Genomic DNA, 25,652 nt, shown 5'->3' with positions numbered 1-25,652 from the left:
TCCAGTTATCATCAAAGCACCCGGCTGCCGGGTATCGGCTCTTGTGTTCTTGGTTCGGAGACCTGAATGAAAAAAGTTCCTGTTTTGCTCTGCGCAGCCACAGTGCTGACAGTCATCTCTGCCTGTTCCACTCCCCCAGCAAATCCCAGTGCCCCTGTGACGGTAGCGGGCGGAACCGCTGTAGTGACTCCCCTGTCCACTGCCACACCTTCGGTGAGCGCCAGCGAGAGCCCTTCTGCAACTCCGCCACCGGCTCAAACGGCCACTGCGCAGGCACCCGCGCCGGTGACGCCGACTCAGAAACCCTCCGCTGCTTCCTCTGCCTCAGCACCTAGTCCAGTCGCTGACCCGCTGAAGGAATTGAATCTTAACGGCCGTGGCAACATCCCTGTCGAGGTGGGTAAGACCGGTACTTTCGGTGAGACCGGAGGCGGGCAGGAATTTGCCAAGCTATCAGTGGTCAGCATCGACACGAATTTTAAGTGCACGGCCCCCGGAGCCTTGCCTAGCCTCAACGGACAATATATTCGGCTCAACTTGTCTTTGAGTGCTAACAACAATTTTGCCGACTCAGGTTGGCCCAGCTTGGCCATGTCGGCTCCGGACTTCTCAGTCTGGGACGGTTCCGCCATCCGCCTATCTGACCCTATTGGTAACAGTGCGGGATGTGTAGACCAGAACGCTATGCTCCCAAGCCCCATTGAACCAGGGACAACTGAAAAGGGCGCAATTATCTTGGACGTGGTGCCCGGGAGCGGCTCTGCCTCCTATGTCATAGGTGGTTTTGAAGGTTCCTATGGCTGGGAATGGGCCTGGTAGGAACAACAACGGCCCGTCCCGGACTCGATAATCGTCTCCGGGACAGGCCGTGAACCACCAAATTCTAGTCAGCGTTGACAATCATCCCTGCACCCACGGTGTTGTTGTTAGCTTCATCAATCAAGACGAATCCACCCGTCTGCCGGTTTCGTCGATACTCGTCAGCAAAGAGCGGCGCGGTGGACCTCAACCTGACCCTGCCAATCTCATTGAGTTTGAGCACTGACGCTTCAGAGTTGCGATGTAAAGAGTTAATATTCAACTCATACTGCAATTCCTTCACCAGGACCCGAGCGTTCCGTGTTGTGTGCTTGATGGCTAGCCGCTGGCCCACTTCTAGCGGCTTGTTCCCCATCCAGCACACCATGGCATCGATGTCCTGAGAAACCGAGGGCTGGTTATGCGGCCGGCAAATCATGTCTCCGCGGGAAATGTCCAGATCATCCTCCAGACAGATAGTGACTGACATAGGCGAAAAAGCTGCTTCCACTGGACCATCGGCATCAACAATTGACGCTATCTTTGACGGCAGCCCGCTGGGCAGCACCAACACCTCATCCCCGACTCGCAAGACGCCGCCGGTCACTCGACCGGCATAGCCTCGATAGTCATGGTGACTGCTCTGATGAGGCCGGATCACATATTGCACCGGGAACCGCGCGTCCACTAGATTTCTGTCGCTGGCAATGTGCAAAGTCTCCAGATGGTGCAGGAGTGAGGGACCGTTGTACCATGGCATTCGCTCCGAACGAGTCACCACGTTGTCGCCTTGCAGAGCCGATACTGGAATCACTTGAAGGTCAGCTACCTCCAGCTTGGCCGCGAATTGGGCGAACTCCGCCCTAATACTCTCGTAGACGTTTTCCGAGAAATCCACAAGATCCATCTTGTTGATTGCCAAAATCAAATGTGGGACCTGCAACAATGACACCAAGAATGCGTGGCGTCGACTTTGTTCGACAATTCCTTTTCGGGCATCAATAAGAACTATTGCAGCATCTGCAGTAGATGCGCCAGTCACCATATTCCTGGTGTATTGGATATGTCCCGGCGTGTCGGCGATTATGAATTTCCGCTTGGGAGTTGAGAAATACCTATAAGCCACGTCGATGGTAATTCCTTGTTCCCTTTCAGCACGTAATCCGTCCGTCAGCAGCGCCAAATCGGTGTATTCATCACCGCGTTCCCGACTGGTTCGTTCAATGGATTCCAGTTGATCGGTAAATATTGATTTTGAATCGTAAAGCATCCTGCCAATGAGGGTGCTTTTCCCGTCATCCACCGATCCGGCGGTAGCAAATCTCAAGAGGTCCATCAGAAATACCCTTCTTTCTTTCGATCTTCCATGGCCGCTTCACTGACCTGATCATCGCCACGTGTTGCCCCACGCTCGGTAATCCGAGTTGCTGCGACGTCCACCACAATTTCCTGCGCCGTTGCAGCTGGCGAACGTACGGCTGCTGTCAGGCTGGCATCCCCTACGGTGCGGTACCTCACCGTTTCCGTGAAGACCTCCTCATGCGCACGGGGCTGGCAATGTTCGTGAACACCGAAAAGCATCCCACCACGGTCGAACACCTCACGCTGGTGCGCATAGTAGATGGACGGGACGCCAATATTCTTCTCGGCTATGTAGCTCCAGATATCCAGCTCCGTCCAGTTGGAGATCGGAAACACTCGAATGCTTTCGCCAAGATGCAAGCGAGTGTTGTAAAGTTCCCACAGCTCCGGACGCTGATTCTTCGGATCCCACTGGCCGAACTCGTCACGGAAGGAGAACACCCGCTCTTTGGCGCGAGCCTTCTCTTCATCTCGTCTGGCCCCACCCATTAGAGCGTTGAAACCAAATTTCTCGGCAGTTTCCAGGAGAACTCTGGTCTGCAATCTGTTCCGAGATCCATTGGGTTCTTCCTGAACCAGTCCACGATTGATGGCGTCCTGGACGGATCCAACCACGAGACTGAGGCCAAAGTCGGCCACGAGCTTGTCTCGAAATTCCAAGACCTCGGAAAAATTATGCCCCGTGTCGATGTGGACAACAGGGAAGGGGATGGGGGCTGGCGCGAAGGCTTTCGCCGCCAGATGGAGTAGGACAATTGAGTCCTTGCCACCAGAGAACATCAGGGCCGGGTGTTCGAGTTCGGCCACCACTTCTCTGATGATATAGATGGCTTCTGACTCCAATATCCGCAGCTGGCTGAGGTTGAAGCCTCCGCCAGTTTCCGTGCGATCGGGGCTTAGCATGGGATTCCTTTCTGAGACTCTTATACATAGTGAGGCTAGTTTTTTGGCGTTTAGGCAGTGATGTCGCCAAGTTCGCGAATTCCATCCAAAATTTCAATAGCAAGCTCAGGACGGCAAAGCAGAAGATCAGGAAGGTATGGGTCCGCACGATTGTAAAGAAGCTCACTGCCATCAATCCGGCTGGCATGCAGACCGCGGCTGCGAGCTACTGCAACGGGTGCTGCGGAGTCCCATTCGTATTGCCCGCCACTGTGCACATACGCATCTACAACACCCTCAATTACCGCAGCCGCCTTGAACCCGGCCGATCCCATCGGAACAAGTTCGGCGTCAAAGCGCGCGGCAAGCTCCGTGACAAGACTCGACGCTCGCGTCCTGGAAACGGCGAAGCGGAGTGGACCGGGTTGCCGTTGTGGGGCTGTTTGCTCGGGGCCGCTACCGAGCGTCTTTCCCAACCCGGGCAACGCAACGGCACCCACGTGCAGACGACCAGAAACCCAAAGGGCCACATGCACGGCCCAATCAGTTCGTCCTTCTGAGAATTCCCTGGTCCCATCCAACGGATCAATGATCCAGACACGCTGTGCTGTTGTACGCCGTTGATTGTCTGCCCCTTCTTCGGAGAGCACATGGTCTTCGGGCCGTTTGTCAGCCAGGGAAGCTGCCAAGTAGTCCTGTGCGCGCTGATCACCGAGAGACTTCAGATCAGCCGGTGGGATGCCATCTTGCAGGGCCTGTGTTTGGAGCGCTAACAATAGCTCGCCAGCTTCCCTGGCAAGCCGAACGGCGAGCAGCAGGTCAGTCTCGGCTGAGATAGCTGAAGTAGTAGTGTGAAGTACATTTATTTCCGAGTTCATACGAAGCCCCAGTGTCCGTGGTGATAGTGAATTTAGTTCCTGTGCCGCTATTCAATAAGCTCCGGCAGGTTGAAACATGACTTTGAACGTGCGCCACATGATCATCAGGTCACCGGTCAAGGACCAGTTTTCAACGTAGTAGAGGTCAAGCCGGACGCTTTCTTGCCAGTCCAAGTCAGATCTTCCACTCACCTGCCATAAGCCGGTTGCCCCAGGTTTGATAAAGAGACGGCGGCTCGTTGTGCCGTCGTAAGTTGCCACTTCTGAAGGCAACGGCGGACGTGGCCCAACCAAGGACATCTGCCCCTTGAGGACATTGAAAAACTGTGGGAGTTCATCGAGAGAAAACTTGCGCATCCACGTGCCGACACGGGTCACGCGAGGGTCCTCACGGAGTTTAAACAACGGTCCGCTCCCCTCGTTGAGATCGGCCAGTTCGAGCAGGCGCTCCTCGGCATCGACACTCATAGAGCGGAATTTGTAGATTTCGAAAGTGTTGCCATCGCGGCCCACACGCTCCTGACGGAAGATGATAGGTCCAGGGCTGTCCCTGCGGATCAGAAAACCAAGAACAGCAAGCAGCGGACTCAACAGGAGAATCGCAAACAGTGCACCGACAAAATCCACCGAGCGCTTCAAAAAATGCTTATAGCCGGCGAACTGGGGCAGGTCCACATGCATTAGTGGCAGCCCTTCCACCGGACGCATCTGAATCCGGGGACCAGCAACATTTGTCAAAGCCAGGGCCACCACGAGCTCGGTAGCGCTTTCCTCCAGTTTCCAACCCAGCTCACGCAGATAACTGCTACCGCCGTTAACTTGCCCGGCAACGATGACTGCATCGGCGTTATAGAGAGCCACAGCCTCGGTGACGTTCTCCAGGCCCGCAACCACAGCCACTTGAGACCGCCCCACGCGCAGCTCGGTACCGACTGAATACTCTTCCAAGGCAACGCCAACCACTTTGTAAAGAGCGCCAGATTTTTTATCGATCTGGTCAACGACGTAATCGACGTCATCAAGGTTGCCCAAAACAATCACTCGGGAAAGGTAATGACCGAACTCGCGTTGGCGAATCAGCCAGTGCCGCCACCCCCAGCGCCCTGCAAGCACAGCAACTGTGCCGATGGGCATGGTGACGAGGAATAACACTGCCATGCCCTGGGCCTGATTGAGCAGAAATAGCACTGCCAGCCAACCAAATGCGCCGCCACAGGCGGCGATGACTCGCTTATACTCGCCAGGACCGACACCAACAATTCTCGAGTCCCGTGTCTTCCATAGGGACATGGCGAGCAACCACACCGTTGCCATCCCCAAATCTACAAGTACCACTCGATAGATCGAAAGGTTCAGCCCCTCAGCCACCACACCTGAACTCAGCACAACAGAAATGATGACAAGCACCGTGTCCGTTATTCGTAATCTGGCCCGGTAATGCTTGGCCCACGTGATGGCCGATCCACCTGACCGCTCGCGAGTAGGCGAATGGTGTGCCGAATCCCGCTTGGGAAACTGCTTTTCCGCCGTGGTTTTATCGCCGTACGTTGTGGTAAATGGGCCCACCAGCCGCCGAACGCCGCCGTCATTGGCTCCTAAATCAAAAGGTCTCACCGCTGGCTACTTCGACCGCAGTGTCGAGACCCGGCACTGGAGTCTGCCAAACGGCGGGTAGAAAAGGAGCCGACGACGGCTGGGGGAGGTGCCTTTAGCAGTCAAGGCACCGTCGCCGCCGGCTCCGCACAGGGGGGCCGCGCCAAAGCGAGAGCATCGAACATACCTAGAACCCGTATCAGGTGGCCGTGGAATGCGGCCTGCCAGTATTTCCGCCGCTAGGCGCGGCTTCGACGGTTCAATGATCGTACGTACTTCTGACGCTTCCGGTTCATCCATGGTCTATTCCCCCAACAAGGTCCAATATTTACTCTTAGCCTAGGAACGATCCAGAGTAAGAACACGAGTAGGCAGTACTCGATTTGTCCCAACCCGGCACCGGGTAGTACCCGCCCTGGCTATATCCCTCGCCCGTGACATGAAGAAGGAGCCGGCGGCGACTGGGGGATGCCGTGGTCTCAGACGACAATTCGCCACCGACTCCCGATTAGGGGGCCGATGTCCATTTTGTGCTTTTGGTGGTTGGGCATCGGCTGCGATGTGCCCCAGAACCTCGGCAACTGCAGGTGTTTCTACCCTCTGTCCCGAGGAGGGACTAAGGCAAGTCTAGGAAGAGTCCGCCCACCCTGGCACGGGTAAGAACTACGGGAAAGTGTCATGAGATCACTTACCTTTAGCCGAAGTTTCCAGCCCCACTACTTGCCAGCAGGTGGAACTACGCGCTCGGCAGTGCCGCACTCGAGATAAATGCCAGCACTCTGGTGAACCGCGTAGTGCGGTCGCTGATTCAAGTAACCAGTACTCGTGGCAAAAGCAAACGCTGATCCTAGGCTGATATCCACTACATAGCATTTCCGGCGCGCATTCAGAGCCTTTGCGAGTGACAGTCCGGATGTGCAGGACGATTCACAGAGGGAAAGGACCGCTTGAATGAAAGTCATGTTTGTTACTTCCGCAGGGGGCCATTTGGCACAGTTGTTGCCACTGGAGAGCTGGTGGAAGGACTGCACACGGCAGTGGGTAACTTTCCGGCGGCCAGAAGTGGAAGCCGCGCTAGTGGGCGAAGACGTGACATGGTGCTATTTCCCGACCACGCGGAACGTTCCGAATGCCATCCGCAACCTTTTTTTGGCTTGGCCCACCCTTCGACGATCACGTCCCGACGTAGTTGTTTCCGTCGGCGCCGGCGTCAGCGTCCCTTTCTTCTTGCTTGCCAGACTGTTCGGTATCCACACGGTCTACATAGAATGCTTTGACCGAATCACCATGCCCACCCTGAGCGGCCGGCTGTGCTATCCAATGTCCGATGTTTTTTGTGTTCAGTGGGAGGAACAATTGCGCTACTATCCGGACGCCATCAATATTGGGCCCGTGCTGTGAGCACCACGCCAGGTCATGACGCCGCGCAAGTGGTGGTCTCCCTAGGCACCGACCATCACAAATTTGATCGTCTAATCGACTGGATTGACGAGTGGCTCAGCTCCCAAGCCGATCCGCCGTCGTGCCTGGTGCAATATGGAGGCAGCAAGGAGCCCGCTGTGGCATCGGGGGTTCCTCGTATGCCGCGAGAAGACCTTTTAGAGCTGTACAGTCTCGCCAGCGTAGTTGTTGTCCAGGGAGGCCCTGGCTCCATTCTCGACGCGAGAGAAGTTGGGCATATTCCGCTTGCTATCCCCCGCCGCCCAGAACTCCACGAAGTGGTGGATGGGCATCAGATTGCGTTCACCAGGACCATGGCGGACCATGGCGAGGCCATCGCCGTCGAAACTGCCCAGGACCTCTTCCGCGAGCTTTCCTTGGCACTGGCAAACCCGGCAAAAATGCGCACCCAGCCACGGCGAAGTGACCCCGCAGCGGCAGCACGGAAACTTGAATCTGCCCTCTCCCAGCTTGACCGGGTCGTTACAGGCCCCATCGCTTTACACCGCATTCGTCAGGTCATCAGCCGTCACTAGGCAGCTGATCTAACGACGCTCCCAAGCACCCGCCCCATGGAGCAGCTCAACAACCTCATCCGAGAGCGCCTTGTGAGCAATCTCCTCTACAGTGGTGGCTTCAAGCACGGCCCGCAGGCTGGCCCGGGCAGCAATCCAAACCTCTCTCAAAGCAGTGCTGGAGGCCGGGTAATCAACATCCTCAGGCCGTTGACCTCGGACACCGGCCAGCGGTCCATCGACGGCTCTAATCACATCTGCGACAGATATTTTTGCTGCCGCGCGGCCCAAGAGGTAGCCGCCGTTGACACCTCGCTTGGCCGCGAGTATTCCGCTGCGGGTCAGCTGGGCCAAAATGGCCTCAAGGTATTTTGTGGGGATTGCTTGCTCTGCGGCAATCCTTTCGCGGGTGACCATTGAACCCTCATGGAGGGCCAATTCAATGACCGCCCGCAACGCATAATCAGCTTTGGCTGTCACATGCATGGCGAACTCCTTGTCCGGGCGACGACGCCCTGCATACTACGCTTTCCTGCCCTGCAAGCCTCCGCCCAGTCCACGGCGCAACTGCAACTGCTTGGACAACGCGGTAAAAATTTGGTCCACACCCATCCCCACAAGAAGTATCACCATCATGATAGCCATCAATCCGGTTGTGTCGGAGAATTCCCGAAAGAACTGCAGAGAAGCTCCTAACGATGGCCGTGAGGCGATGATCACCAGGAGCTCGCCAGCCATCAGACTTCGCCAGGCGAAGGCCCAGCCCTGTTTGAGCCCGGAGACGTAGGCGGGCAGCGAAGCCGGCATAACCACATATCTGTAGAGGCGCAGCCCCGTCGCACCCATCGATTGGGCGTTGCGCAGAAGTGGCCGGGGAATCTCATCGACTCCGCTAATGAGACCATTGGCGATCGACGGGGCTGCCCCCAGTAAGACCACGAAGAGGATCGCATTTTCCGTCAACCCGAAAATCAAAATAGCGAACGGAAACCATGCGATCGATGGCATGGTCTGCATTCCAGTGATCAAGGATCCGAGCGCTTCTCGCAATATCCTCGACTGGGAAACTAAGAGCCCCACCACCGTTCCGATGAGCACAGATATGCCAAATCCGACGCCGGCCCGCGTCATCGTTGTGGATACCCCCGACCAGAACTTCCCATCCCCCAACAGCGACATGAGCCGTCCGAGGACCTGAAGCGGCGACGGAAGGACATAGTGCGGACGCCAACCGGAAAGGTAAATGATTTCCCAGAGCACCAAGACCAGTACCACAGCGATCAAGGGCGGAAGCAGCGAGCGGATCCCCCGCTTGTCTCGGGGAGGAGCGTCCACAGCGATTTTCGCGCTTACATCGCTCTTCTGGGTGATCAACAGGTTTTTCATGATGTCTGCTTTCGAATGTGAGCCGACAGGGTTGCAGCAACCGTCGCCACCTCAGCGGTATCGATGGCTCGGGGGCGGGAAATATCAATGGGCCGTTCGAGATCGATTCGCCCTGGTGAGGTGGCCATAATGACCACATTGTCAGCTAGGCGGACAGCTTCGCGCCCATTGTGAGTAACGAACAGAACCGTGAGGTTCCGTTCTTGCCAAATCCGCTCAATCTCGTCGTGCATGGCGTCTCTGGTAAAAGCATCCAACGCCCCAAATGGCTCGTCCATCAACAAGATCTGGCAATCTTGCGCCAAGGTTTTAGCCAAGGCAACGCGTTGCCGCATACCTCCGGAGAGTTCGTGGGGACGGAGCTTTTCCGCACCAACGAGCCGAACCGTTTCCAATAACTCACCAACCCTGTCCGCATGTTCGCGCTTGGGAACTTTGGAGAGCTTTAGAGCCAACTCAATGTTCCCGGCCACAGTGAGCCAGGGAAAGAGGTTGGCGTCTTGAAACATCACACCCACCCGGCGTCCACCGACATCCACAGTCCCCCGGCTAGGGACGTCAAGTCCTGCAACCAGATTCAACAGCGTTGACTTTCCGCAGCCCGAACGCCCCAGCAGACACACGAACTGACCGGGCTCCACTTGAAGATTCACATTTTCTAGGGCCCAGATCTTTTGGTTCTTCCGGTGGTAATACTTGCTGACACCCTTGATATCCACCGCGGCCGATTGCAGTGTGGATCCCACCTTGACCACTGATTCCTGAGTGGTCATGGTACCGGCACCTCCTTGAGTCCGCGCGCCTTCAGAAGCGTGTTCAGGGGTGCTAAGTCATACAGCCCCGTTAAATCGAAGGTGTCAATGAACCCGACAGCGGCAGCGTTTGCCGCCCCTTTGGCCAAACTTGCAGAGAGCGGATCAAGGGTGAAGCTGACATTTTTCCACGCGCCATCAAGGACCTCGGGTTTGATCTGTTGGCCGGTAATTTTTTCGATCCCCTCATTGACAACTTTCTTCGCTTCCGCCGGTTCTGCGGTAATGAACTCCACCGCGTCGAGTTCACCAGCCAGCACCGCTGCCACCGACGCCGGATACTTCTGGAGGAACTCGGTGCTCACCACCAGATTGGTCACCACAAATTTGCCGTCTGGCCAGAGATCCTTCTCATTCACCAGAAGATGTCCATTACCCTCTTGGATCATTCGGGTCAGCCACGGTTCAGGAACCCAAGCAGCATCCAAGGTGCCACTGAGGAAGGACTGAAGAGCCAAAGAGTTTTCCTGTGGCATGATGCTGACATCTCCGCCGCCTTCCGTGTCGGCATTGAGCCCTTGAGCTTTTAGCCATGAACGAAGAGCCACGTCTTGGGTATTACCCAACTGTGGTGTTGCGATTGTTTTCCCGCGGAGATCTCCAACATCCTTGATGCCGGCCCGGACCACCAACCCAGCGCCGCCGGAGACTGCTCCGGCCACGACTCGAAGCGCCGTCCCTTGGCTCTTGACGAATCCGTTGACAGTGGGGTTCGGCCCGACAAAAACCATGTCCACTGCTCCGGAAAACAGGGACTCGATAGCGGCCGGCCCCGCGTTGAAGACTGTTGGAGTCAAGGTTGTGGCTCCCAGATGGCTGGCAAAGAATCCCTTCTCCATCCCCACAATGGCTGGAGCGTGTGTCAGATTCGGAAAATATCCAATTCTAATCTCAGTGGCGTTCCCGTCTCCCACGGCCGTATTTTCGGCACTGTCTGCCGGAGTGCAGCCTGTCGTTGCGGCTAGCAATGCCAGAACCGCCAGCGCTGCCACTCCTTGGGTGATTCGTTTCATAATCAGTGTCCTTATCCCGGAATTGCTAAAACATACATTGCCGCTAGGTTATGCAAGTTATCGATCCGGCAACAGCGTTACGATTACTTGTTTTCCCTACCGGACTACTGTGTTTTCGGCAGGCCTGCACGCAGCCAAACATAAAAATACGCATGTTCCCATCGTCACCTCAGTGGCACAATCTTGGACATGGACCTATGGATAGGTGTTGTCGCGTTTTGTATTGGGGTTATTGTGGGGCTCACCGGGATGGGTGGCGGCGCTCTTATGACACCGGCCTTGGTGCTCCTCTTTGGGGTCCCTCCCTTAGCTGCTGTCTCCACGGACCTTGTTGCCAGCGCAGTCATGAAACCAGTTGGCTCGTGGGTCCACTTCCGCCAAAAGACCGTCAACATGGATCTAGTCAAGTGGCTGGCCATCGGCTCGGTACCAGCGGCCTTCGGCGGGGTGCTCATACTAAAAAGCTTGGGCACAGCCGAGAGTGTAGAGCATGGAGTCCGGACGGCGCTTGGTGTGGCACTACTTGTATCAGCCACCTTGCTCTCCGTACGCTCGTATCTAAAAATGAATGAACGTGTTAAGCGACGACGCGCCGGAGTACAGAGCGAACCTAGCAACAGCACTCCCCTGCGCATTCGCCCCATCCCCACGCTGTGTTTGGGCGTGATCGGTGGCGTTATCGTGGGGATGACGTCCGTCGGTTCAGGTTCGATCATCATCATTGGCCTGATGTTGCTTTATCCAGCACTCAAAACTAACCAGCTTGTAGGAACCGACTTACTCCAAGCTGTCCCTCTGGTGATGGCGGCCGCGATAGGCCACACGCTCTTCGGAGATCTGGACTTTGGGCTAACAATTCCGCTGCTGCTGGGCAGCATCCCGGGAGTTTTCCTTGGTGCCCAGCTCTCCAGCAGGCTCGACGGAGGTTTTGTCCGCCGTGCGCTGGCCTTCGTCCTGTTGGCGTCCGGCCTAAAAATGCTGGGCCTGCCCGATCTGACTACTGGGCTGGCTCTGCTGGCGACGCTTTTACTGGCCCCTGCAGTGTGGATGTTGATCCGTCGACACCATGGCCTTCCTGCACTGGCCAGCACAGAAAGCCGACGCCGTAAGTCGCTGGCAACACAGCAGACGGTACCCACCGAACAGAATGTGAAGATCAATGATCTCTGAGCTGAAGCCTGCACAAAGCCTGCCACTGGTAGTACTCAGTGGCCCCGCCTTGGACGAAATGGAGCTACTAGTGGGCGGGCTGTTCAGCCCAGCACACGGCTATTGCCTGCCCAACGATGTCCCCAGCAGTTGGCCGGCGGCTTTCACTTTAGAGATTGCACCGGACACCGCCGAGGCTGTTCGGAGGTGTGGTGCACTCCTGATTGCTGACCCGGACGGCACACCTCTGGTGCGGATGGACGTCACCGGGCTCGAGCAATCCGGCGCACTAGTTTACGCAAGCGGGAGTTTGTCACAGGTACGCGCGGCCGAGCATCCCCCCTACCGTCCCCTCCGGCTCCTCGCCCCACTGGATGAAGGAGGCGGCACGAATACCATCGCAGTCCTCTTTTCGACTGTGCCGCAGAGCTCAGAAGTTGCTTTGGCCATGATGAGGGCACATGATCAACACGCTCAGTTGCTGCTGCTAGCAGTGTGTGGTTCCCAACCTCACGGCGACTACACGGTGACAGCACTGGTGGATGAACTGGTGCTCTTCGCCGCCGAAGTACCAAACGCGCGGGTCGGTCTTCTGGTACTGCCCGGCATTGAGCCCCTCCTGAATGCCAGAGGGATGGCCCTATACACTTCGGTGCTGGAAAATCTTGGCGCGGGAACCGTGTTGGACTTCACCCACTTCTCCGGGCAGGTGCTCTCATCCGAACGCCGTGCCAAGGATCCTCACGGTACCGTGATCTTTTTGACCGGGCTGTCCGGTTCCGGCAAATCGACCTTGGCCCGAGAACTAACGGCAGCCCTGCAGCGAAGGGAACAACGCCATGTGGCCTTGCTCGACGGCGATGACGTCCGCCGAATACTCTCCCCCCATCTCGGATTCTCCAGACTGGCCAGAGACGAGAATATTCGACGGCTGGGCTGGGTTGCTGCACGCATCTCTGAGGCCGGTGGGCTCGCCATCTGTGCTCCGATCGCCCCTTATGAACAGACCCGATCGGAGGTGCGTGCCATGGCAGAAGCTGTTGGCCAGTACCTTCTGGTTCATGTTTCGACATCCTTGGATGTGTGTGAATCACGCGACCGAAAGGGTCTCTACGCGAAGGCCAGGCGTGGCGAACTGCCTGACTTTACGGGTGTCAGTGCACCCTACGAAGTACCCATAGACGCAGACCTGCGACTAGATCTGGGCGTCCTTTGCCTCAAGGACGCCGTGGATGCTGTTCTTAGTGGTATGGATAACCAGCAACTCTCCGTTACCCAAAACCAGAACCACACGCAGCGCCAGGTCCTCCATCAGGCCAGCCCAGTGGCAGGCTAACTGATCGTTTCTTTGAGTTCGGTCCGTGAGCTGACCTGCAGCTTGGAGTAGATCTGATAGAGGTGGCCCTCCACAGTCCGGACAGAAATATGCATTTTCGCTGCGATTGACTTGTTGCTGACGCCACCGGCGGCCTGAACGGCGATTTCTTGCTCCCTGCTAGTAAGCACCTGCCCATCTTCGGCCGTTACTTTTACCTTCCCCAATTTAGCAACCCCGGCCCGGATAATATGCTGCGCCTGACGAATGGCATTCTTATCGGCGCATTCCTTGGCAATACGCAACGCTGTCCGGGCAATATCTCGTGACAACAGGTCTTCCTCGTAGGCGGCTGCCAACTCGGCCATAGCCAACAATTGGGTGGTGTCTTGCTCACCCAGTCCACGGCCGAAACCAGCATAGATTGCGGCCAGTTGCCCTTGGACAGCATCCGCCAGATCCACCATTCGGCGTGCTGCGGTGAGAGTTCCCAGGCGGACGGCGGCAGCAACAAAGAGCAACTCCACTGAGCTGCACCCAAACCGCTTTTCCTCATCTGCAAGCGCGAAAAGCTCAATGAGCGCCTTCTCCTTAGATGCCAGCTCGGCCGAGGCAAGTACCTGAAAGTATGAGCAAACAGTGTTCATGAGCCTGCTGGTGGAAGTAGCTTTGCTTTCACTGCGGCTTAGCGAAACTAACGCCGCTTCGTCGTCGCCCTTGAGTGTGTAGGCATAGGCCGCAGCGGCGTAACCCAAGCGGACCGCAGCAGGCTCTGACAGTTGCTCGAGTTGGCTGGTGGCCGGGATTAGTCGATTCAAGGCTGCATCGGCGTGGCCACCAAACGTTGCTGCCACACCTTCGGCCAGTTCGCTGAAGCCTGCAACGCGAGCACCCACGAATGTTCCCGTCGATGTTCTCGCCATGCGATGGCCCGTCAGTTCGGCCAAAATCGATGCGGCGACGGCCATCGTCAACGGCGCGCCACGCAAGGGAACGATATCGGCGTTGAATTCCGCAGAATTATTCAACCCTTCAGCAAGAGTCGCCGCACTGTGCGCCTTTCCGGTGAGGGCCTTCACCTCGATCAACGCTAGGGTTGCCATATAGCGGACCCGTGGTTGCCGAGCAGAACCGTGCAGATTCTCAAGGACCACTTCCGGTTCCCTATATTTACCTTCGTGTAGTGCTTGTTGCGCCATGACCAGCGCCAGTTCCTCACGCAACTCCGGGACCTCATCAAGCGGGTCATTGCCACCGTTAGCTTGGGTTAGATCAAAAAGACGCGCAGCCACCTCATCGAGGAGGGTTCGTGCATCAACACCGGTCTGCGGCTGTATGCGGGCTAGAGAACTACGCATTAGCCTGACTTCCAACCACGTGGCAATATCAAGGTTGGTGTCGTCAAGCAAAGGGCTGCTCATCAGCCTCTCAGCACTGAGATGCTCACCTTTCGCCATGAGCGCCCTAGCCGTTTCAAGTCCTGCAGCAGTCGTGGATAGACGGCGAGATTGTGTGGTCAGAATCCTCAGGCCCAGAGTGGGATGCCCTTCGTTGGTGGCTTCCCGTGCTGCCAGCAATGCCTGACGCGGTTCGAGCTCCATCCCGCACTCCGTTGTCCAACTGGCGAGACGATAGGCGGCGATGCCGCTCCTGGCAGGATCAGTGTCTTCTCCTATAGCCCATTGCCGCAACTCGCGGCTCCGACCGACAGGGACACGGTTGCGCAATACCTCTTCCATAAGAGGCGTCGCCAGCCGCACGGTTACTTGCTCGGCCTGAGAAATCCTCAAATATCCACGTTTTTGGAGTGCATCGACGGCCACCGCACTGCAAATCCCCATCAGGTGGTTCAGTGCCATCCCACCGGAAACCGCAAGCATCTCTGCCACCAATTGTTCCTCTGCACACAGTGCACCCACGGCTGTCATGACTGAGTCAATGCAACTGTTCCCGCAGACCAGCTCTGCGCCCGTGACAACCCACACGCCGTCGCGATTCAGGAGTGTCCCTGCCTCTATTTGCTCTTGAACAAGCGCAGACATAAAACGGGGATTGCCACCACCAATCCGCCACAGCGCCTGAGCTGCGGCCATCGATACCTGGCCTCCGAGACTTTCTTCCAACCATCCAGGAGCTTCCGATTCAGTCAGGGGCAAAAGATCTAGCCGGTGAATCATCCCGTCGCGCCAGAGGCTGATTATTTCGGTCGGCGTTTGTGCGAGAGAACTGCAAGCCAGAGCCAGCGAGACTGTCCTATTTACTGCCAGCTGAGCCACAACAAGTGCACTCTCATCGTCGAGGTTCTGAACATTGTCTATGAATAAGACAATGGGTTTGCCGGCCGCCGCGGCTAACAGCAATTTGGTGACAGTGCGTGTAACCAAGTGCAGGCTCTCAAGATAAGTTTCCGAGACATCACCTAACAACGGGCTCAGCGCGCCGAGTTTTACACGCGCCAATCCGGAACTGCAGCGCAGCGAGACCACATACGACTCCTCTGCTGCAAGCAACTGTGCTTCGCGCAGCAGATGGGTTTTACCTACCCCAAATTCTCCCGCGAGTACCACCCCACAGCCGTCAGATCGGCGAAGAATTTCCATCACCGTGTCAATCCGGTTGACAGCACCGCTGTCCTCGGCTGCCCGAATTGGTCGGCTGTCGAATCCCCAACCCGATTGGTTCTGTGTTGCTTTTTCCCGGACAGACAGTAACTGTGACATGCGAGAGACCCTTACGCGAGACCTACGACAGAGGCATGCCGGAACAGGCGTCCTCTTTTCCCTGACTCCAGCGTATGAATACATCAGTTCATTAGCACGAGTGGCGGGTACTCTAAGCACGAGTTTTTTTGAAGCAAGTAGTAAGCAGGTATACGCAGTTATGCGGGTTTGCCGGGTGTTTTCCTACTTGTATGTACGTGATCGCCTAGGTGGTCACAAAGTACGATTACTTACCGGATGCACAGAATTGCCCCACCGCCGCCTAGCCAAGTAATATCTCGGCCAGTTCGCTGCGTGCAGCAATGCCCAGTTTTACGTAGCACCGATAGAGGTGCCCTTCAACCGTTCGAACGGAAACCTGCAGCTCATCGGCAATGTGCCTATCTGAGAACCCTTGTGCCGCCATGTGTGAAATTTCCAGCTCACGCCGAGTTAAGTTCTTTCCAGGCTTCACGGCACTCTGGGGAAAACGATGGACCCCGTCTTCGCCGCCCTGATCCCGTCCAAGTTCGTGCTCCACTCGGAAGTGCAGATCTCGAACCATTCCCCAGATGTGATCCTTCGTATGGTTTTCCAGGAGCATTCCAGCGAAGTGGATGATTCTCTCAGCGTGTTGGTACATCTGTGCTTCTAAAAGTTGTTCGCCCACGGTCACCAGCACCGGAGCGCTTCTTTGTTCCAGAGCCTCGGCGTAGGAGGCCAACCCAGCAGCCCAGCGGCCCTCCACTTTTGCCGCGACAGCCAAGATTCGGCGTCGAGCTTTGCTCGGTTCGAACTCCATCAACAAAGCCAGCGCATTGAGCTCCGCCGTGAAATGACCACGTGCACAGAGATCATCAGCAATGCTAGAAAGCTCAGCAATACCGGAACCGTCGCCATCCAAGTACTCCCGTGCCGCAGCAATGAAAGCTCGCTCATGGGCTACCACGATGAACATGCCCGTATCCTCCGAGTACTGCCCAACCAGCTCCCGCGCAGTATCGCGGCGACCCGACTTAGCAGCCGCATACGCAGCCATTGCCGAGCAAAAGCCAAAGAGCTGCTGTGGATCGCTGTGTGCCAGAGCATCGCGCCCCTCCAGCAGCAGCTCCAACGCGGCAGCCGTATGGCCCTGACGCAGCAGCATCATTCCGCGGGCAGCACCAACACTGCCGCCAAAGGAAATAGTGGCCTTACCAACGTCGACGGCAAGGGACTGCATAAGTTGCTCAGCATCGTCCCAATGCCCGGCCGTCAAGGAGGCAATCTGCGCCCGGGTGATGATCATCTCCGGCACGAAGTACACGTCATGATCCTCGTCCTGGACAATGGAGAACGCTGCCATGGCCCGCGTCAATGCGGCAACAGGTTGGCCCAGCGCGCTGAGCCTTTCGGCATCCAGCGCCAATGCCATAGAACGATTACACAAATGATCCACGTCATCGGTTCCGGTAGTTCTGCTGAGCACACTCTGTATGTGCGGCTGCATCTTCTGGTATTCCCCAGCCCTGGAATGAGCCATCAAGTCAATAATGTCGGCCCGTTCCCCAGCCCGCAACAGGATGTCCTGGGCATTCTCCGGATCGCTGCCGGCGAGCCGATCTGCGTGCAGCCGCAAGATGGTGGCATCCTCATGGATGGTGTCCGGCGCTAGCCCCAGCGCCGACTTTGTGGCCGCCCGCAGCAGCCCACCAAACATCAGTTCTGAGACGCTGGCGGCGTTCTCCGGCATATTCTCCAATAATGCCGCAGCGGCCGTGTACTCACCCGCGTTGAACCGAGCCCGTGCCTTAATGGCGTGAGCCCTGCCGTGGTTCTGTGCGTCAGTGATCTCCTCGGCCAGCCGCAAGGCTACCTCAGTCTCATAGAGTTTGCAGGCAAAAATGGCGGCCTTCATCAGGTCTTCATCGGGCACCTGAAGCCCGCTTTCCAGGGTCCAAATGACCATTCTCAGGGCGGACTCTGGTGTGGTGGAATCCATCCCGAGTTCATTGATGAGCCGGCTGTGCAACATGCGGCTCTGGGCACGCGGCACCATTTCGCGAATCACCTCACCGTAGACCGGGTTAATCAGCCTCAACAGTTTGCTTCCATCGAGGGTTTTCTGGAGCAGATGGCGTTCAAAAAGTTCTGCCAACGCGTCCACTCCCATCAGCCTGCTGACGAGTTCGGCACCAACAGGTTCGCTCAAAGCCACAAGGTTAAGGGTTTTCAGTGCCACCGGGGACAACCCGCGCAGTTGCTCCCTGACCACGGACTGCAGTTGGTGTCCGGCCGGCACCGACGCAATATCCATCACCCACAAACCATTTTTGCGGTGCAGCTTACCGCTGGCCAAGGCATCGTCCATGACTAACTTCATGAGTAGCGGGTTCCCGGCAGCCGTGTTCCAAAAGTACCAGCCGGTGTTGGCCGTGGGTGCTCCACCCAGCAACTGGGCGCAAAACGCGTGCCCCTCCGCACGCGTCAGGGCCCGCAGGTGGAACCTTTCAGCTAAACCAGCGTCCCAGAGTTGAGGCAAGGGACTGACCGGGTCATGTCCAGCGCGGTGGGCAATAACCACCTGAATTTTTTTCGCCTGCGCGAGGTTGGCCACCACCTCAGCTGTGGCCCTGTCGATGTAACCGGATTCGTCGATGATCAGCAAAGGCTTGCCAAGCCGAACATCGTTGCCCAGCTCTGTCCGCAGTTTTGCCTCTTGCTCGTCCAAAAGAGCAAGAGTTTTCCTGATGGCATCAACGTGAGACTCTACAAACGCATTCGAGGTACGGCGCAGAAAGGGAGCCAGAATACCAAAAGGTATAGATGCCAACGACGGCGTTCCCTGCAGTGAAATCACGGCTGCGTGAGAGGAGGTTACTTTAGCCAGTTCACGCAACAAGGAGGTGGTGCCCATGCCCATTTCACTGCTCAAAAAGATGGCACTGCAACCGGAACGATCCAGCTGGTTGGTTATTTCTTCCAGTTCCGCCTGCCGGCAAAATGGCGTGCCTAGTGTCAGGCCACCCTGCTCGCGGTGGCTTCCGGAATTCTCTGCCATGGCCTAAAATTCCTCGTCTTCTGCAAGCTCTTGCCGGGTAGTGATGCCCAGCTTGCTGTACAACTGATAAAGGTGGCCTTCCACGGTCCTGACGGAAACGCCGATTTTATCCGCAATGGCGAGGTTGCCGAGCCCGCGTTTGGCCAGCTTCGCCACCTGAATTTCCCGCTGAGTGAGTTTGACTCCCGCATTTTGGGGTTGGAAGGGCATTTTGGGCACGTTCTTGTGGAGCCGTTCCAGACGCTGCGATGCCAGTCTGGCCAAGGAGTTTTTTCCCGCGTCCCTAGCGAAGTTCAAGGCGAGCACCGCGCACCGGGATTCGACGGCATCGAGCTTCAGTGTCTGGGCAATATGCGCAGCTTCCAGCGCCGTTTCAGCATCACGGGTGCGGCAACTACGAGCCACCATCACCAGAAAGGTTGCCATAGGTCCTTGGCGGCGCAAGGAAACTTCCTCCAGCAGCGCGTATTCCTTGTCACTCGCTTGGATAGTTGCAGCGAACAGTGACATGGACGCCATCGCAAAACGCCCCTTGTCGATGTCAACGAGAACTGAGATATGCATTTGTTCGGTTGCCCGCGGGTCATCGAGCCAGCGCAGCGCCAGAAGTATGAAGAAATCCTGCATGGCTTGGTTAGTCCACAGGGTGGGCCACGGGACAGATTGCGCCAGTGCCAGCCAGCTTCTTGCGTCCTGTTCATTGTTGACTTGCGCGTGACAAAAGGCCAGCGCGGCATAGGCCAGACCCAAGGCGTTGTCACTGTTGCGTGCTTCGAGTTGGGCAGCCGCAGACATGAGCACCTGCACAGCCTCGGCCCCGCGGCCGGCAAAAGCATGTGCCAAGCCAAGGTTGAGCTCGATCAAGCCGCCGCGGTAGGGAATGGGGTGCCGGATGCCTTCAATTTCATCTTGCAACATCGCAACGCAGTCCATCCATTGCCCGCTCCAAATCTGGGCGATCACCTTGCCATTACGGTAGTAGTCACTGAAAAGTGGTGTCACCCCAAGCGCTACAGTGTCCGTCTCGATGCGTTGTGCCAGCGCAATTGCATCCAGCTCACGGCCTACCACTGCTAGGGCAGGAACCAGTAGGCACGCGCAATTAAGACGATAGTCAGCGTCGGCCTCACTCTCTGCCGCTTCCAGCTCCGGGATCACGGCAGCGAACTCACCCTGGTGGACCAAGTATTCGAAGCGGGCCAGATTCAAAAGTGTTCGTCCCTGCCGCTCGTCTGCAGCCAGAGCACTGCGGCCCTCTGCCACTAGATGTGCCTGCGCCGCGGTCAACAGATCCTGGGTTCGCCGGGCGCCGTCGGGCACCCACAGCAACGCGCCAGTGCATGCCAACACCCACGCCCCAAAATCTTCAATAGACAGCTCCGAAATGCGGGCGGCGGGCACGGCATCAAGGACAGCAACGGCTCCCCCATACTCAGCCAACAGTTGGTAGGCAGCACTGCGGGCCTGCACTGATTTGACCCACAGCCGGTGATTTATGGGAACCTGCTCGGCGCAGCGCAGAGCTAAAACTGGATCGAAACCCCGCAATGCGTTCAGTGCCGCGGCCAAGGCAAATCTCGGGTCCAGGACCATTCCGGCGTCGAGCGTCCAGGCGGCCAGCGACATGGTTTCCCTACTATCGAGGGATTCCAGCTCCTGATCGAGGGTCAATGCCATCTCCGCAAAGAGTTCAGCCATCCGGTCTTGGCTCAGTCCGCTGCGAACAATGTCCCCAACATATTGCTCGGCAAGGAAGGCTCGATGGCGCCCCTCGGTAGAAATCTCAACGAATCCACGCTCCTCAAGTTGCCATAGAGTCTCCTGCCCCAAAGCTGAGATGGCCACTTGCAGGGGCGCATTGCCAAGCAGTGACATCTTCTCCACCCCAAGGCGCACGGCAGCATCCTCCCGTGACAGCCGAGAACTCAGAATTTCGGCCAAGGCGCTGGTGGAGTCCACATTGATAGTGTCCTTCACAACCCAACCACCCAGGTGTTTAACAATGCTTCCCTTGGCCACCTGTTCGCGGAACAAAGCTTGGAGAACCAGCGGAATTCCATTGCTTGCTTCATGCAAAGCCGTCACTGCCGTTTGGGACACAAAGGTCCCGGTCGCCTTGGCGATCAGCTCCCCTACTTCGGCCAAACTGAAATAGTCCAGCCGGATCTCACCGAGTTGCCCGTCCTTGGCTAACCACGCCAAGTCTTCGGGGAGATCGGCGGTGTCACGGGCCATAACCAGCACCTTGGCCGTTCCGCCCAGGAGCAGGTGCATCACAACACCCACTGTTAAAAAGTCCATACCCGGAAGATCATCCACAATCAACAGCACGTCACGGCCAGCCGCGTCCGTTCGGATAAGTTCATCAATGCCGCGAATCACGCCTGTGGGTGTTTCTAGCGCAGTGGCGGGGAGCCGCGCCATCAGCAGGGACAGCGGGCCGTATGGGATGAGAGTTTCGGCCGAAGAGCCGAATATACGTTCAATGTGAGTGGTGGGCGCCAGTGTTTTTTCGACCGCACGGCCAAGGGTAGTCTTGCCAACACCCCAGGGGCCCACAACTGCGACTCCATAAGTCCCATGGTTGTTGAGGGCAAGGACAGTTCGGTCTATTTCCGCTTGTCTAACGAAAGAAGACCAGAACTTCCTGTCAGCCGCTCCCATGGCTTCGAATGTCCCCAATGCCGCAGGTTTCGTCCATTTTCCAGCAGCGACATTGTAGTAAGTTGTCATGTCGAGACCCCGTTTGTCCTACGGCCGACATTCCCACAGAGATACTTGGCCGCCTCAAAGAGAGCATAACAGTCCATAAGGACAAATTGAACTGTTTTGACTAGCCAAATAGCTAGCTGAACTTCTCCTGCGCCGCAGCCATGCCGCTGGTCACCAACAGTTCTACCGCATCGGCAGCGCTGTCGATGAGGAAAGGCAGTGTTTTATTCTCTGCTGTGGAGAAATCACGGAGCACGTGACTGGCGGCATCCGCTCGGCCAGGCGGGCGGCCAACTCCAGCGCGCACTCGGTAATAATCTTTGGTGCCCAAGGTTCGGGTAATATCGCGCAGACCGTTGTGCCCACCTTCACCGCCACCAATTTTGACTTTCACGGTGTCAAAGGGGATATCAATTTCGTCGTGCACGGCGATGACATTCGCGGCGGGGAGGTTATAGAACTTGGCGAGTGCCGCCGTCGGACCTCCATTGAGGTTCATGAAGACGGTGGGTTTGGCCAAGATCAGCTTATGTCCGCCCATGTCCAGACGGCCTGTGGCCACCAAAGCCTTAGCTTTATGGGTCTTGAAAGTGGCTCCAAGGCGGGAGGCAAGTTCCTCAACCACCATGTAACCAATATTGTGCCTGTTACGGCTGTAGCCGGGCCCGGGATTCCCGAGCCCGACTACAAGCCAAGTTTCACTCATAAGTGGCGCTAATTACTCAGCAGCAGCTTCGGTTTCAGCTTCAGCAACAGCAGCCGGCTCAGCGAAGTGAGCGATCAACAGCGTGCCCTCGTTGACCAGAGTGGAGCCCTTGGGCAGAACCAGGTCAGAAGCGTGGAGGTGATCGTTAGCGGCGCGACCGGTGATGTCGAACTCCACGCGGACAGGAACGTCGGTTGCATCAGCGGAAAGGCTGACGGTCATTTCTTCCTGGTTGACAACGACGGAGGGAGCAGGCTCGCCAACGAGGTGCACGGGAACATCAACGATGACCTGCTCACCCTTCTGAACGGTCAACAGGTCGATGTGCTCGACGATCTGCAGTACGGGGTCGCGCTGGACGTCCTTGACCAAGGCGAGGTGCTTTTCGCCGTCGATGGTGATGGTCAGCAGAGCGTTAGCACCGCGGATGGCGCGAACGGTCTCGCGCTCCGGCAGAACCAAGTGCAGGGGGGCTGCGCCGTGGCCGTAGATAACAGCAGGGATCTGCTTGGCACGGCGGATGCGGCGTGCCGCGCCCTTGCCGAATTCGCTGCGGGTTTCGCCGATGAGGTTCAAATCTGACATAAAAAATGCTCCTTATTCATGGTGGGCGTGGACTAAACAGGTCAACACAAGCCGCAACATGAATGCCAGGAGCTGTGGGACCCAGTCGATCACGGACGCTGTTCAAGCGTCCCTCGCCAAGGTTTACTGGACAAGTTTAGCAGACTGACAGGACCGGGATTACTTGGGTGCTGTTCCGTTGCGGGTTTGTGCGGGGGGCTGTTTTGCTGTTGTGCGTGGGGCTGTTGTGTGTAGCGCTGTTGTGTGTAGCGCGGGCGCCGAGCTTCCGTTATGCGCCGAACTTCCGTTATACGCTGAACCCGTGGCCAGTTTTGCGCTGGTGCCACGATGCGCCCAGTTCACTCGCAGTGTGGCGCATGCCAGAAGTTGAGTAATCCTATGCGCCAAATTACTCCTTAGTGTGGCGCAGAACTGATCATCACTAACGCCTCGCGAACCCATTTCACCATGACATCCGGATTCCCCAGCACCATCTTGGCTGGTATGCGCAAGCACCATACGCCTTTGATCACCAGCAGGTTGTCGCGTCGCAGATCCTCTGCCCATCCAGTCTCTGTGTTGTGGTATCTCTCGCCGTCTGTTTCCACACCCAAAAGGCCTTCAACCAAGAGATCTAAGTTGCCAACACCTTTGACATAGAACTGGCCTTGAACATTGAACCCAGCCTCGCGCAGGTAGTACCTGGCCACTGTTTCAACGATGGACATGGATTGGGGGTCAATCATGTCAATGATGACTCTTGCCCCCGAGTCCTCTCGCTTGGTGAACTCTGCCCGGAGCTCAAGGATGGTGCACTGCTTGAGTACCACTGCCGATTCCATGACCGCCAGAGCCTGCACTTCGGAGCCACACTTGACGCACTGACGCAGGATGTCCATCAATGTCTGCGATCCGCTGACTTTGTGGACCACACACCCAGAAATTGGCCTGCCATGTGCTGCGGCAACGTGCGGCAAGAGTGGACGCACGATTATCCACAACCCGAGCTGCTCGGCCTTAGTAAAACATGTTCGCCGTGCCTGATAGCGGGCGAGATGAATATCCAACGGGTCAGCATCCGGTAGCGCGTAATAGCCGCGGCTAACTTGGCTGATGGTCCCTGCTCCCACGGCCTGCTTCAGACTCCACGGCGTACATCCCCTCGCCAGCAAGTCTTTCCTTCTAGCGACCTTGCCGTACCTAGCAACTTCATCCGCTACAGAGCGGTTCTTTACTGCATCTGAGAGTGTCATGCACCCTAGTGTGCCCACGCAACTACAGCCGCGGCAGCCCCGCCGTCGTGATTGTGGATGGCTCAGCTCGGGCGGCCGCTGTGGAGGAAAGTACGTTGACTATATGCACCAAACTCGCACGCGAATCCAGCGCATATTGTCACTCGAGTGCTCTTATGCGCCGAGCCCGCGCCCAGTCCAGAGCCGGGGAGATTATGCGCTGGGCACAGCATCAGTCCCGCGCATATGGGATAGGCGCGGGCGGGGAAAACAGGCAAACGCAGTAAGTGGCAAACCAGACGGTGCGGGCGGGGAAAAGCAGGCACGCGCGTATATGGCACACCAGACGGCGCGGGCGGGGAAATCAGACACGCGCGTACGCCACTCCAAGGACGGGCAATGCTAAAACTACGGGCCCCACGGTGGTAAAAACGCCAACGGCCGCCTCCCCGAGTGGGGACGCGACCGTTCGCGGGTCTTAGCAAGCTCAAACAAGCTCAAATACCTTCAAGGAAGCGAGCTCGAGCAACAGGTACCAGTTACCAGTTACCAGGTAAGCGAAGCTTAGGCGTCGCCGTCGAACAGTGAAGTGACCGAACCGTCCTCGAAGACTTCCTTGATGGCGCGGGCCAACAGGGGTGCAATGGAGAGCACCGTCAAGGTCGGAAAGCGCTTCTCTTCCGGGATTGGCAGTGTGTTGGTGACAACCACTTCACGGGCGCCACAGTTGGCGAGGCGCTCGGCGGCGGGATCGGAGAACACGGCGTGCGTGGCGGCGATAATGACGTCCTTGGCGCCGGCGTCTTTGAGGACGCGGACGGCGCCGGCGATGGTTCCACCGGTGTCGATCATGTCATCAATGAGTACGCAGGTACGTCCTTCGACCTGTCCCACAACGGTCTTGGAAACGGCCTTGTTGGGAACCGTCAAGTCGCGCGACTTGTGCACGAAAGCCAACGGGGCGCCACCCAAACGCTCGGCCCACTGCTCAGCAACACGCACGCGACCGGTGTCAGGGGAAACAACGGTAACTTCGTCGTCGCCCACAATGCTGCGGATGTGTTCAGCCAACAGCGGGATAGCGAACAAGTGATCCACCGGGCCGTCGAAGAAACCCTGAATCTGCGCGGTGTGCAAGTCAACGCTCATGATGCGATCCGCGCCAGCGGTCTTGTACAGATCGGCCACCAGACGGGCCGAGATCGGCTCGCGGCCACGGCCCTTCTTGTCCTGACGGGAGTACGGGTAGAACGGGGCAACCACGGTAATCGCGGCGGCCGAGGCGCGCTTCATGGAGTCAACCATGATCAGCTGCTCCATCAACCAGTTGTTCAACGGAGCCGGATGCGCCTGAATGATGAACACTTCCTTGCCGCGCACGCTCTCCCCCGAGCGAACGTAGATCTCGCCATTGGCGAAGTCGTACGCCGACATTGGCAGCAACTCGGTGTCCAGGCAGCGCGCCACTTCCTCGGCCAGCTCCGGGTGTGCCCGGCCGGTTGCCAGAACCAGTTTCCTGTCGACGTTATGACTTAGTTCGCTCATGATTTACTTTC

General features: G+C 57.2%; 20 protein-coding genes. 5 read left to right on the top strand and 15 right to left on the bottom strand.

Annotation, left to right across the window (positions count from 1 at the left end; all coding sequences use genetic code 11):
* Positions 1 to 66 precede the first annotated feature (66 nt).
* Complete coding sequence (locus tag ACX80D_RS13450; RefSeq protein ID WP_459323291.1) at positions 67 to 819, top strand: hypothetical protein; 753 nt, start codon at positions 67 to 69, stop codon at positions 817 to 819.
* A gap of 64 nt (positions 820 to 883) precedes the next feature.
* Here the strand turns inward: ACX80D_RS13450 and cysN are convergent, their stop codons facing one another.
* Genes cysN through ACX80D_RS13430 form a run of 4 tightly spaced genes read right to left on the bottom strand, consistent with a single transcriptional unit; the run spans position 884 to position 5,534 of the window.
* On the bottom strand, positions 884 to 2,134 hold the full coding sequence (gene cysN, locus ACX80D_RS13445) for a sulfate adenylyltransferase subunit CysN (protein WP_459323289.1): 1,251 nt from the start codon (positions 2,132 to 2,134) through the stop codon (positions 884 to 886).
* Positions 2,134 to 3,063: a sulfate adenylyltransferase subunit CysD gene (cysD, locus tag ACX80D_RS13440; protein ID WP_459323287.1), complete on the bottom strand. Its 930-nt coding sequence runs from the start codon at positions 3,061 to 3,063 to the stop codon at positions 2,134 to 2,136. The genes cysN and cysD overlap by 1 nt, the downstream gene beginning before the upstream one ends.
* A gap of 50 nt (positions 3,064 to 3,113) precedes the next feature.
* Positions 3,114 to 3,920: a 3'(2'),5'-bisphosphate nucleotidase CysQ gene (locus ACX80D_RS13435; protein WP_459323285.1), complete on the bottom strand. Its 807-nt coding sequence runs from the start codon at positions 3,918 to 3,920 to the stop codon at positions 3,114 to 3,116.
* A 51-nt stretch (positions 3,921 to 3,971) separates the two neighbouring features.
* A complete protein-coding gene (locus ACX80D_RS13430) occupies positions 3,972 to 5,534 on the bottom strand; it encodes a sugar transferase (RefSeq protein WP_459323284.1) in 1,563 nt (520 codons plus the stop codon).
* Between the two features lie 930 nt (positions 5,535 to 6,464).
* Between ACX80D_RS13430 and pssD the strand changes: the two genes are divergently transcribed.
* Together pssD and ACX80D_RS13420 are read left to right on the top strand one after the other, a co-directional pair.
* Positions 6,465 to 6,914 (top strand): PssD/Cps14F family polysaccharide biosynthesis glycosyltransferase, encoded by a 450-nt coding sequence (gene pssD / locus ACX80D_RS13425; protein WP_459323282.1) that lies wholly within the window; start codon positions 6,465 to 6,467, stop codon positions 6,912 to 6,914.
* Positions 6,911 to 7,489, top strand: a complete 579-nt coding sequence (locus ACX80D_RS13420; protein WP_459323280.1) for a hypothetical protein — start codon at positions 6,911 to 6,913, stop codon at positions 7,487 to 7,489. Before pssD ends, ACX80D_RS13420 begins: the two co-directional genes overlap by 4 nt.
* A gap of 9 nt (positions 7,490 to 7,498) precedes the next feature.
* Here ACX80D_RS13420 and ACX80D_RS13415 read toward each other — a convergent pair whose 3' ends face one another.
* The 4 genes from ACX80D_RS13415 to ACX80D_RS13400 are packed head-to-tail and all read right to left on the bottom strand — an operon-like array spanning position 7,499 to position 10,679.
* Positions 7,499 to 7,954 carry an RrF2 family transcriptional regulator gene (locus ACX80D_RS13415; RefSeq protein ID WP_459323279.1) on the bottom strand — a complete coding sequence of 152 codons (456 nt, stop codon included), beginning with the start codon at positions 7,952 to 7,954 and terminating at the stop codon, positions 7,499 to 7,501.
* A 36-nt stretch (positions 7,955 to 7,990) separates the two neighbouring features.
* Entirely contained in the window at positions 7,991 to 8,854 is an 864-nt protein-coding gene (locus tag ACX80D_RS13410; RefSeq protein WP_459323277.1) for an ABC transporter permease, read from the bottom strand.
* Complete coding sequence (locus tag ACX80D_RS13405) at positions 8,851 to 9,627, bottom strand: ABC transporter ATP-binding protein (RefSeq protein WP_459323275.1); 777 nt, start codon at positions 9,625 to 9,627, stop codon at positions 8,851 to 8,853. Before ACX80D_RS13405 ends, ACX80D_RS13410 begins: the two co-directional genes overlap by 4 nt.
* On the bottom strand, positions 9,624 to 10,679 hold the full coding sequence (locus ACX80D_RS13400) for an ABC transporter substrate-binding protein (RefSeq protein ID WP_459323273.1): 1,056 nt from the start codon (positions 10,677 to 10,679) through the stop codon (positions 9,624 to 9,626). Before ACX80D_RS13400 ends, ACX80D_RS13405 begins: the two co-directional genes overlap by 4 nt.
* A 189-nt stretch (positions 10,680 to 10,868) precedes the next feature.
* Here ACX80D_RS13400 and ACX80D_RS13395 point away from each other — a divergent pair, with 189 nt between their 5' ends.
* Positions 10,869 to 11,849 carry a sulfite exporter TauE/SafE family protein gene (locus ACX80D_RS13395; protein WP_459323271.1) on the top strand — a complete coding sequence of 327 codons (981 nt, stop codon included), beginning with the start codon at positions 10,869 to 10,871 and terminating at the stop codon, positions 11,847 to 11,849.
* Complete coding sequence (gene cysC / locus ACX80D_RS13390; protein WP_459323269.1) at positions 11,839 to 13,164, top strand: adenylyl-sulfate kinase; 1,326 nt, start codon at positions 11,839 to 11,841, stop codon at positions 13,162 to 13,164. The genes ACX80D_RS13395 and cysC overlap by 11 nt, the downstream gene beginning before the upstream one ends.
* Here cysC and ACX80D_RS13385 read toward each other — a convergent pair.
* From ACX80D_RS13385 to ACX80D_RS13355, 7 genes are all read right to left on the bottom strand, one after another.
* Positions 13,161 to 15,863 (bottom strand): LuxR C-terminal-related transcriptional regulator, encoded by a 2,703-nt coding sequence (locus tag ACX80D_RS13385; protein ID WP_459323267.1) that lies wholly within the window; start codon positions 15,861 to 15,863, stop codon positions 13,161 to 13,163. The two genes, cysC and ACX80D_RS13385, sit on opposite strands and share 4 nt — an antisense overlap.
* A gap of 262 nt (positions 15,864 to 16,125) precedes the next feature.
* Complete coding sequence (locus ACX80D_RS13380; protein ID WP_459323265.1) at positions 16,126 to 18,882, bottom strand: helix-turn-helix transcriptional regulator; 2,757 nt, start codon at positions 18,880 to 18,882, stop codon at positions 16,126 to 16,128.
* 3 nt (positions 18,883 to 18,885) lie between these two features.
* Positions 18,886 to 21,615, bottom strand: a complete 2,730-nt coding sequence (locus ACX80D_RS13375) for a LuxR C-terminal-related transcriptional regulator (RefSeq protein WP_459323264.1) — start codon at positions 21,613 to 21,615, stop codon at positions 18,886 to 18,888.
* Between the two features lie 112 nt (positions 21,616 to 21,727).
* Positions 21,728 to 22,300 (bottom strand): aminoacyl-tRNA hydrolase, encoded by a 573-nt coding sequence (gene pth, locus ACX80D_RS13370; protein WP_459323262.1) that lies wholly within the window; start codon positions 22,298 to 22,300, stop codon positions 21,728 to 21,730.
* Between the two features lie 12 nt (positions 22,301 to 22,312).
* Positions 22,313 to 22,885 carry a 50S ribosomal protein L25/general stress protein Ctc gene (locus ACX80D_RS13365; RefSeq protein WP_459323260.1) on the bottom strand — a complete coding sequence of 191 codons (573 nt, stop codon included), beginning with the start codon at positions 22,883 to 22,885 and terminating at the stop codon, positions 22,313 to 22,315.
* A 395-nt stretch (positions 22,886 to 23,280) separates the two neighbouring features.
* Positions 23,281 to 24,117 (bottom strand): type IV toxin-antitoxin system AbiEi family antitoxin domain-containing protein, encoded by an 837-nt coding sequence (locus ACX80D_RS13360; protein ID WP_459323258.1) that lies wholly within the window; start codon positions 24,115 to 24,117, stop codon positions 23,281 to 23,283.
* Positions 24,118 to 24,660: 543 nt separating this feature from the next.
* On the bottom strand, positions 24,661 to 25,641 hold the full coding sequence (locus ACX80D_RS13355; RefSeq protein WP_459323256.1) for a ribose-phosphate diphosphokinase: 981 nt from the start codon (positions 25,639 to 25,641) through the stop codon (positions 24,661 to 24,663).
* Positions 25,642 to 25,652 lie beyond the last annotated feature (11 nt).

The sequence above is a fragment of the Arthrobacter sp. Sr24 genome, assembly GCF_054511175.1.
This window is presented reverse-complemented; position numbering and strand designations above follow the sequence as displayed.